The sequence below is a fragment of the uncultured Gemella sp. genome (genome assembly GCF_963537375.1).
GTDB lineage: Bacteria > Bacillota > Bacilli > Staphylococcales > Gemellaceae > Gemella.
This window is the reverse complement of sequence record NZ_CAUTDQ010000058.1, coordinates 1-7,306: the sequence shown is the minus strand read 5'-3', so window position 1 is coordinate 7,306 and position 7,306 is coordinate 1. Positions and strand designations below refer to the sequence as shown.

Annotated in this window: 7 protein-coding genes; 5 read left to right on the top strand and 2 right to left on the bottom strand. The window is 33.9% G+C overall.

Annotated elements, in window-relative coordinates; genetic code table 11:
• Positions 1-66: 66 nt before the first annotated feature.
• The gene (locus RYK99_RS08865; RefSeq protein ID WP_331271069.1) at positions 67-171 is read right to left on the bottom strand and encodes a putative holin-like toxin; all 105 of its coding nucleotides are present in this window, start codon (positions 169-171) and stop codon (positions 67-69) included.
• 410 nt (positions 172-581) lie between these two features.
• Positions 582-1,790, bottom strand: coding sequence for a tryptophan synthase subunit beta (trpB, locus tag RYK99_RS08445; RefSeq protein WP_314991784.1), 1,209 nt, complete (start codon positions 1,788-1,790; stop codon positions 582-584).
• Positions 1,791-2,273: 483 nt separating this feature from the next.
• On the opposite strand from trpB, the gene RYK99_RS08440 reads away from it, so the two are divergent.
• The 5 genes from RYK99_RS08440 (at position 2,274) to RYK99_RS08420 (ending at position 7,240) form a co-directional block, all read left to right on the top strand.
• Entirely contained in the window at positions 2,274-3,092 is an 819-nt protein-coding gene (locus RYK99_RS08440) for an MBL fold metallo-hydrolase (RefSeq protein ID WP_314991782.1), read from the top strand.
• A 333-nt stretch (positions 3,093-3,425) separates the two neighbouring features.
• A complete protein-coding gene (locus RYK99_RS08435; protein WP_314991780.1) occupies positions 3,426-4,430 on the top strand; it encodes an ABC transporter ATP-binding protein in 1,005 nt (334 codons plus the stop codon).
• Positions 4,423-5,355 (top strand): ATP-binding cassette domain-containing protein, encoded by a 933-nt coding sequence (locus RYK99_RS08430; RefSeq protein WP_314991778.1) that lies wholly within the window; start codon positions 4,423-4,425, stop codon positions 5,353-5,355. Before RYK99_RS08435 ends, RYK99_RS08430 begins: the two co-directional genes overlap by 8 nt.
• Positions 5,355-6,320, top strand: a complete 966-nt coding sequence (gene opp4B, locus RYK99_RS08425) for an oligopeptide ABC transporter permease (protein ID WP_003147508.1) — start codon at positions 5,355-5,357, stop codon at positions 6,318-6,320. Before RYK99_RS08430 ends, opp4B begins: the two co-directional genes overlap by 1 nt.
• 14 nt (positions 6,321-6,334) lie before the next feature.
• A complete protein-coding gene (locus RYK99_RS08420; RefSeq protein WP_314991775.1) occupies positions 6,335-7,240 on the top strand; it encodes an ABC transporter permease in 906 nt (301 codons plus the stop codon).
• The last annotated feature ends 66 nt before the right edge of the window (positions 7,241-7,306 follow it).

Sequence of the window (7,306 nt, the reverse complement as noted above, 5' to 3'; positions counted from 1 at the left end):
ATTTCATAATAAATAGCCCTCCAAAATTTGTCCGAATTTTGGGGGCTATTACCAAGTTAAAGATGGTTATTTTTTATTGTCATTTTTGAACGCTGTTAAGCACACTCCAACTATTGTTGCAATCAATAGATTTATACCAATAATAGTTTGTACTATTTCGTAAGGTGACAACTTGCTACTCCTTTCTTCAAGATTTTAGTGTATGCGGACATAGCACCATCCCCTTTCAAATTGAAGTAGCTACAGCAGTGGGAACTAGAAAAAGAAGATGCTAACTTTTAGCACCTTCTTTTTAAGTTCCTGTTGCATACGCTATTCGTAATATTTTTCTTCAGTCTATGACTTTGAAAAATAAACGACTACCGCAATCCTTATCGAGAGTTGTTACACTCCCTAACTTCTCTCTCCGACCTTGATTATAGCAAATTAAATGTAGATAATCAACTATTTATAAGAGTTGTTATATCAATGTTTTCAACTTGTTAATTATAGTAATTTTTACTCATAAATTTAATGTTATAAAGGTATAATTTGAGAAAAAACATCGCATATTAGAAAAGCTAGTATGCGATGTTTTTGTGTTATTTATTTCTATTTTCTAAGTAGTCTGCAATTGCCGCTACGTCTTTATCTCCACGTCCAGATACGTTAACGATAATTACTTTATCTTTATCTAGTTTTGGAGCACGTTTGATTACTTCTGCAAGTGCGTGTGAACTTTCGATTGCTGGGATAATTCCTTCTGTTCTAGTTAATAGAAGTAAAGCATCAACAGCTTCATCATCAGTTGCACTTACGTATTCAGCACGTTTTGCATCTTTTAGGAATGAGTGTTCGGGTCCGATACCTGGGTAGTCTAATCCTGGAGAGATTGAGTAGACAGGTTTTACTGAACCATCTTCGTTGAATAGTGCGTAAGTTTTCATACCATCAACAACTCCTACAGTACCAAGTGTTAGTGTTGCTGCGTGACGATCTGTATCAAGACCACGACCAGCAGCTTCAACTCCTAGTAATGCTACTTCTTCATGAGGGATGAATTCAGCGAAAGCACCGATTGCGTTAGATCCACCACCTACACAAGCTACTACTAAGTCAGGTAGACGACCTTCTTTTTCTAGGATTTGACGTTTTGCTTCTTGACTGATAACTTTTTGGAAGTCTTTTACGATAGTTGGGTATGGGTGAGGTCCAACTGCTGATCCTAGTACGTAGAAAGTATCGTCGATGTTTTCAATCCATGCTTTGAATGCAGCGTCAACAGCTTCTTTAAGAGTTTTTTCTCCTTCTTGAGCTGCGTGAACTTTTGCTCCTAGCATTTCCATTCTAAATACATTTAATCTTTGTCTTTCTACATCAAGAGCTCCCATGTAGATTTCACATTCCATACCGAATTTTGCAGCGGCAGCAGCTGTAGCTACACCGTGTTGACCTGCTCCTGTTTCAGCAATAACTTTCTTTTTACCCATACGTTTTGCAAGTAAAATTTGTCCGATAACGTTGTTAAGTTTGTGTGCCCCAAGGTGGTTTAAATCTTCACGTTTAAGGTAAATTTTTGCTCCACCAAGGTGGTTTGTTAAACTCTCAGCGTAGTATAGTGGAGTCTCACGTCCTGAGTAATCTTTTAAGTAGTGAGCGTATTCTGCTAAAAACTCTTCATCATCTTTATATTTGTTGTATGCTTCTTCAAGTTCATCTAGAGCTTTTTGTACAACTTCAGGTACGAAGCTTCCTCCAAATTCTCCAAAGTATCCTTTTAAGTTGTTTAAGTTATTTTCTAAATTTGTCATAATTGTTTATTTCCTTTCGAATTGTCTATAAGATTTGTTTAAATTTTTTATTTTACTCCAAAAAGAAAAGACTGTATAGAATTCTATACGGCCCTTTTGCGAAATTTAAAACGATTTTTCTACAGCCGACATAGACACTTTTTAGAGTACACTAAAGTTGCGTCTACGTCATAAAAACATACACACAACATTATCTACGCCAGTTTTGCCAAGATTTTAAAGTTGTTGTTTGTTTCATTTGTAGTTCCTCCTTCTCGTTTTTGTTGTTTTTATTATACACATTATTTTTTAGGAATGCAAGCTTTTTTTGAATAAATTTTTAAATTTTTCTGACAATTAAATAAAAAACTCTTTCTTGTTAAGGTTTTCTAGAGTTGTTTATTATGAAATTTTTTAATCAAAATCAGTATAGTGATTCTTTCTACCTAAACTATTGTAAAAGTGATATAATAGAAAAGTGAAAAATTGGTATGGAGGTGCAACTTGAAATTATCGGTATTAGCCAGCAGTAGTAGTGGAAATAGTATTTATATAGAGCATAATAATTTTAAATGTTTAGTAGATGCAGGACTGACTGGGAAAAAAGTAGTAGAGAACTTGGCGCAAATAGAGCGTGATATTAAAGATATCAATGCGATTTTTGTAACACATGAACATATTGATCATATAAAAGGGGTAGGAGTACTCGCGAGAAAGTATAACATTCCAGTTTATGCTAATAAACTTACTTGGCAAAATATGACTAAATGTGGTGAAATCAGCGCGGATCTTAAATTTCATTTTGAAAAAGAAGAAAGCAAGATTTTTGATGATATAGTAGTTAATAGTTTTGGAGTTAGTCATGATGCGATTAATCCACAGTTTTACACTTTTGAGTGTGATGGAAAAAGGGTGAGTATTCTTACGGATACGGGTTATGTTTCTGATAAGATGATAGATTATGTGAAAGACTCTCATACTATTGTCTATGAGAGTAATCATGAGGAGAATGTTTTGCTGAGTGGACCTTATCCATGGACGACTAAACAACGTATCTTATCAGACATGGGTCACTTATCAAATACAGATTCTGCTAATTATTTAACGAAAATAGTAGGAGATAATACAAAAAATGTCTTTTTAGCCCACTTAAGTGAGCAAAATAATACGAAAGAACTTGCTCGTATGGCAGCTGATATGACTCTTAAAAATAAAGATATAGACTGTATACTAGAAGTAGATAAAAAAACTATCGATTGTAATGATAAAATAATTATAATGGATACTGATCCAGTTGTTCCAACAAAGATAGTAGAAATATAAAAATTAGTAAAAAAGCGACTTGATAAAGTATTTTTTAGGAAATAAGATTTTGAGTCGTTTTTTTCAATATATTCAGAGGAAATTTTATTAGTTTTATAGAGTGTTTTGATAAATATTCAGAAAATTCTAGATTTTTCTCTCTGAATTTTTTCTTTTTTATTGCTTTTTTTCTAAAAATTTTATAATATAGTATTATGCTGTTTTTATTTAAGGGTTGGATTTATATTATAATCCAATCAAAAATAAAACAATATTAATTGAAAATGCAAAGAAATAAAGTTTAAGTTTGTATTTATTATTGAAGTAAGTTATTTTTTGGAAGGAGATAGGTAAATGGAAAAACTATTAGAGATTAAAAATCTAGAAACAGCATTTAGAATTAAAGACGATTACTTTAACGCTGTTGATAAAGTTAGTTTAGACCTATATAAAAACGAAGTATTAGCTATCGTTGGAGAGAGTGGTTGTGGTAAGTCGACATTAGCGACTACTATTATGCGTCTTCATAATGAAAATCTTACTAAGTCAACTGGAGAAATTATTTTTAATGGAAAAAATATTCTAGACTTAACAGAAGATGAGATGAATAAAATTAGAACAAAAGATATTGGAATGATTTTCCAAGATCCACTTTCTTCGTTAAACCCATTACACAGAATTGGAAAACAAATAGAAGAAGCCTTAATTTATCACACAGAATTAAGTGCAGAAGAAAGACAAAAACGTGTTATTGAATTATTAACTCAGGTTGGTATTCCAAATCCTGAACGTTGTGCAAAACAGTATCCGCACGAACTATCAGGTGGTATGCGTCAACGTGTTATGATAGCTATGGCGATGAGCTGTAAACCAAGTGTTCTTATCGCAGATGAACCTACAACAGCTCTTGACGTTACAATTCAAGCTCAAATCTTAGACCTTATTAAAGGTCTTCAAGCAGAGATGCATGCAGGAATTATCCTAATTACTCATGACCTTGGTGTAGTTGCTGAGATGGCTGATAGAGTAGCTGTACTGTATGCTGGAGAAGTAGTAGAAATTGGAACTGCAGAACAAATCTTCAAAAATCCAAAACATCCGTACACCCGTAGTTTATTACGTAGTATTCCTCAACTTGATGATGAAAATTCTAGTGATGACCTTTACGTTATTCAAGGGATGGTACCTTCTCTAAAAACATTAGACAGACAAGGGTGTCGTTTTGCTGATCGTATATCTTGGGTAAAAGATGAAGAACACGAACACAATCCAACTTTACATGAAGTAGAAGAAGGACATCATGTACGTTGTACATGCTATAAAAACTTTGAATTTGAAGGGGAGGAGAACAATGCTTAAAGTAGAAAATCTAAAAGTACATTATCCCATTCGCGGTGGATTTTTCAATACAATTAAAGATCATGTCTATGCAGTAGATGGGGTTGATATTGAAATCGAAGCAGGGAAAACTTATGGACTAATCGGTGAAAGTGGTAGTGGAAAAACTACTGTAGGTAAAGTAGTCTTAGGTTTAGAAAAAGCAACTGATGGACAAATTATTTACAAAGACGAAGATGTTACTAAAAAAGCAGCTCGTAAAAAACTAAAATATAATCGTGACGTTCAAATGATTTTCCAAGATGCAATGTCTAGTTTAAATCCTAAAAAACGTATTATAGATATTATTTCAGAACCTATTAGTAATTTTGAAAACTTATCTGAAGAAGATACTAGAAAGCGCGTATTAGAGCTTCTTAACATCGTAGGTATGGGTGAAGAAGCTATGTATAAATATCCATTTGAATTCTCAGGTGGACAACGTCAACGTATTGGTGTTGCACGTGCAATCGCGTGTAATCCACGTTTAATCGTAGCCGATGAGCCGGTATCTGCCCTTGACCTTTCAGTTCAAGCTCAGGTATTAAACTTCATGAAAAAAATCCAAAGAGATTTTAATATAAGTTATTTATTTATCTCTCATGACCTTGGTGTTGTTAAGCACATGTGTGATTATATTTATATCATGTATCGCGGTCGTATCGTAGAACGCGGAACTCGTGAAGATATATACAATAATCCACAACACATTTATACAAAACGTCTTATTGCGGCTATTCCAAGTACTAACTTAGATAAAGCTAAAGAAGTAAAAGAAATTAGAGAAGCTGTTGAAGAAGAGTATCAAAAACATTACAATGATTATTTCGATAAAGATGGAAGAGTGTATCCACTTAAAAAATTAACAGATACACACTATGTAGCTATGAAAGGAGGAGAAGTATAATGTGGAAAGTAGTTTTAAAACGTTTTTTAGTAATGATACCACAACTATTCATCCTTAGTATACTAGTGTTTGGTCTAGCTAAACTTATGCCTGGGGATCCGTTTAGTGGTTTAGCAGAAAATCCAAAAATATCTCAAGAACAAATTGAGGCAATTCGTCAAGCGAGTGGGTTCTATGAACCTTGGTATCAACAATACCTAACTTGGTTAAAAAACTTCATGCACGGTGATTTCGGATTAAGCTATACTACTGGTAAATCAGTAGGAACACTTTTAGGAGAAAGAATTTTCAATACATTCAACCTGTCATTATTTACTGCGGTAATTATGTATGCAATTGCTATCCCTATGGGGATGTATTCAGGTCGTTATAACGGTTCTAAATTCGATAAATTCGTAAACTTTTATAACTTCTTCTTCCTAGCGATTCCATCATTCGTATTATACTTATTCATGATTGCATTATTTGGTTTCGGTTTAGGATGGTTCCCAACAAGTGGATCTGTAGATGTTAACCTTGATCCAGGAACATTCACATACTATATTAATAAACTGCAACACTTAATTTTACCTGGTATCTGTTTAGCATTATTATCAACAGTATCAACTGTTCAATATTTACGTAATGAAGTTATCGATGCGAAACAAAGTGATTATGTTAAAACAGCACGTGCTAAAGGTGTGCCAGTTAAAAAAGTTTATTCAGGACACATTTTTAGAAACTCTATCTTACCAATCGCAGCATTCTTCGGATTCTCTATTACTGGATTATTCAGTGGTGGTATCTTCGTAGAAACAATCTTTGGTTACCCTGGAATGGGACAATTATTCTATCAAAGTATTCAAGATAGAGACTACAGTGTTGTTACAACATTAATGTTATTCTCAGGATTCTTAACATTGCTTGGTAGTACTTTAAGTGATATTATCATGGCAATTGTTGACCCACGTATTAAATTAGACTAGGAGGAAGTTGAACAATGACAAAAGCAAAAGAAGAAAAAGTTATAACTAAAACTCCTTCTGGGTTTTCAGTTGTGGCTCGTGAATTTAAAAAGGATAAAGGTGCTTTTGCAGCTTTAATCACATTAAGTGCAATTTTAATTTTCGTAGTACTTTTCAATATTTACATTCGTGTGAGTGGAGTATATAGTACTTACTTTGATGTAGATTTATTAAATATTTTCTTAAAACCTGGTGAGGATGGATTCTTATTAGGTACAGACGTAGGTGGTCACTCAGTTTTTGGATGGCTAATGATGGGGATGCTTAACTCAATTCTTATCGCGGTTGCGGTAACAGCATTAACAATTGGGTTTGGTACAGCAGTAGGGTTAGTTATTGCATATTACGGAGGACGTGTTGATAATATTGTGATGCGTTTCGTAGACTTTATGGTAATTATCCCAACTCTTATGGTAATCATCGTATTCGTAAGTATTAAACGTGATTACGGACTTGTACTATTCATTCTGATTTTATCAGCGTTCGCATGGATGGGATCAACTCGTCTAGTACGTAGTAAAGCATTATCAGAATCACGTCGTGATTATGTTCTTGCTTCAAAAACTATGGGAACACCAGATTGGAAAATCATGTTACAAGGGATTTTACCAAATATCAGTTCGATCATTATCGTAGAAGCTACATTATCGTTGGCTGCTAATATGGGTATCGAGGTAGGTCTGACATACCTTGGATTCGGTCTTCCAGCGGGAACACCAAGTATCGGAACTATGTTATCTTATGCAAAAGATGCAGACGTTCTTATTAACAAAATGTACATTTGGCTACCAGCAGCCCTTGCAATCTTAATCGTCGTTTTATGTATCAACTCTATTGGTGGTGCATTAAGACGTAGTTTAGATGCTAGACAAAGATTATAATTTAGAAAGTCAGGCTCTTTGTCAAATTCGGGGCATGGAGAAAAATAGGAAATAAGATCTAGGCAG